Consider the following 2,667-nt stretch of genomic DNA (forward strand, 5'->3'; position numbering starts at 1 on the left):
TAGCGCCGATGGTAGTTGGGACCTTGTCCCTGTGAGAGTAGGACGTCGCCAAGCAACTTTAAGACGAGTCAGAATGACTCGTCTTTTTTGTGTATATTTCGTTAGAAATAACTTCTTACTAACCCCAAATACCACTTTAGATTTTAAGTATTCCCCATTCTTTTAAGATTTGTGATTACATATCCATATAATTTTTTATTCAATTTCCCTCATAATTTTTGATATGTAATTTAAGATTTTCTATTTTATTTCTTATAGATACGATTCATTGGTGTGTTAAAATAGTACAGTTATTTTTTTGAAGTACTTTAATATAAGAAGATTTAATTTTGAAAAAGGAGATAATATGAAAAAGATAGGTGTAATTACTATAGTAGTTTTAATCCTTCTAGCAATTGCGTATATGTTAGTCGGGAATTATTTCTATAATTATGCATTGAATGCAAAACAAGAAAAAGAATTTTTGGAGGATAATCCTCACTTAACGGAAACAGTGAATGCATCGGGAGATGTATTGGCTACGAATGAAGAAAAGAATGCAAACTTTGTATCAAAATATAAACCTAACACATTAACTATACGTTCTTTTGATAAGCTAAATTTAACAGGGTATGAATATATGAATGAGCAATCTAGCCATAAATGGGCAATTGTAGTTCATGGATATGATGGCAGGGCATCAGCAATGACGAAATATATCCGGAATTTTCATGAACAAGGTTATAACGTCATAGCGCCGGATCTTCGTGGGCATGGAAATAGTGAAGGGGATTATATCGGTATGGGGTGGCATGATCGTAAAGATGTTCTGATTTGGATTCAACAAATTTTAAAGAAAGATCCTAATGCTGAAATAGCTCTATTTGGTATTTCTATGGGTGGAGCAACTGTTATGATGACTTCTGGGGAAGATTTACCTTCTAATGTTAAAGTTATTATTGAAGATTGTGGATATTCAACTGTTATTGATGAATTCACGTATCAACTAAAAGATTTATTCCACTTGCCCAAATTTCCTGTTATGAATGCGGCCAATACAGTTACTAAATTGAGGGCTGGATATGATTTGAAAGAGGCTTCAGCTGTAAAACAAGTTGCGAAAAGTAAAACACCTATGTTATTCATTCATGGGGATGCTGATACATTTGTTCCTTTTGAAATGTTGGATGAGGTGTATAATGCTGCAAAAGTAGAAAAAGAGAAATTAATTGTTCCAGGTGCGGGACATGGAGAAGCTGAGAAAGTAGATTCAAATAAATATTGGAATACTATATGGAAGTTCGTGGAGAAGTATATTCCGGCATAATTAAAGTTGTTTCATGTTTATATACGATAATCGGAAGGGAGTATTTTATCCTTTTGATTATCGTTTTTTTGTTATTTAGGTATTCTGTTATAAATATACTTTTGGTTGTACTATATAGAAGGTTTGGAGCAAAAATTTTTGAATTCTTTAATCACGGTGCTAAAATGGTTGGAAATAAAATTGTAAAGAGGTGCGAATATGAAAATTGAAGTATGGTCTGATTTTGTATGTCCGTTTTGTTATATTGGGAAGCGTAGATTAGAGATGGCTTTAGAACAATTTCCGCATAGGGATGATGTTCAAGTTGAGTTTAAAAGTTTTGAATTAGATCCAAATACTCCAATCTATTCTGGAACAAGTATTAGTGAAGTAATTGCAGCAAAGTATGGGATTAGTGTTGAAGAAGCTAATCGTAATAATATACAAATAGGTAATCATGCAGCAAGTATAGGTCTAAGTTTTAATTTTGAAGAGATGAAACCAACAAATACTTTTGATGCGCATCGTTTGGCGAAATTTGCAAAGGATCAGGGAAAAGAAAAAGAGATTACAGAAAATCTACTTGTTGCATATTTCACTGAATCGAGAAACTTAAGTGATGCTGAAACGCTCTCTACTATCGCTGAAACTTCAGGTTTAGATAAGAAAGAAGCTTTAAATGTTATTAATAATAAAAATGCGTATGCGAATGAAGTTAGAATTGACGAAGCAATTGCTCAGCAATATAAAATTACGGGAGTACCTTATTTTATTGTTAATCAAAAGTATGCTATTTCAGGCGCGCAACCACTTGAAACCTTTGTTGGTGCACTTCAACAGGTGTGGGAAGAAGAGAATCCTAAGCCTGAACCTCAAAATCTTTCAATAAATAGTACAACCGATGCTTATTGTACAGATGGAAGCTGCTCGATACCTCCAAAGGAATAATATTTAGTTCTTTCTATTATGGTGTACATAATGTACAGAGCGATAAATTTAAAATGTCATATGTATATTAATAATTTCTAAATACAAATAACCTGTAGTAACTTCTATAGGTTATTTGTATTTAGTTTACTTTGAGAAGGTTACATTCAAGTGCACTATTTTTGTGCTAACGGCTTGTTGGTGTAGTTAATTCATATTTTTATAAAAAACTTATTTAAAACCATTGACTATTAACATGAATAAGTGTAATATAGAACAAGTCGCCGATAGCAATAACGCAGAAAGCGACAAACGAAATAAAAAACTTAGTTGACATCAATTAACGAAAGTGTTAACATAAGGGAGTCGCAAATGAGCGACGAAGTAGTTCTTTGAAAACTGAACGAAACAAACAACGTGAAACGTCAATTTTTATTTTTAGATGCTAGACAAAC

Annotated in this window: 2 protein-coding genes; both read left to right on the forward strand. The window is 32.5% G+C overall.

Features of this window, described 5'->3' with window-relative positions:
- Positions 1-346 precede the first annotated feature (346 nt).
- On the forward strand, positions 347-1,306 hold the full coding sequence (locus tag MR109_RS29505) for an alpha/beta hydrolase (RefSeq protein WP_242274847.1): 960 nt from the start codon (positions 347-349) through the stop codon (positions 1,304-1,306).
- A gap of 198 nt (positions 1,307-1,504) precedes the next feature.
- Positions 1,505-2,233: a DsbA family oxidoreductase gene (locus MR109_RS29510; protein WP_242274848.1), complete on the forward strand. Its 729-nt coding sequence runs from the start codon at positions 1,505-1,507 to the stop codon at positions 2,231-2,233.
- Positions 2,234-2,667: the final 434 nt, after the last annotated feature.

This window comes from Bacillus cereus group sp. BfR-BA-01310, assembly GCF_022664325.1.
GTDB lineage: Bacteria > Bacillota > Bacilli > Bacillales > Bacillaceae_G > Bacillus_A > Bacillus_A paramycoides.

What these genes read in the sequence shown, in the direction of transcription:
- MR109_RS29505 (WP_242274847.1), top strand. Translation starts at nt 347, where the DNA reads ATGAAAAAGATAGGTGTAATTACTATAGTAGTTTTAATCCTTCTAGCA.
- MR109_RS29510 (WP_242274848.1), top strand. Translation starts at nt 1,505, where the DNA reads ATGAAAATTGAAGTATGGTCTGATTTTGTATGTCCGTTTTGTTATATT.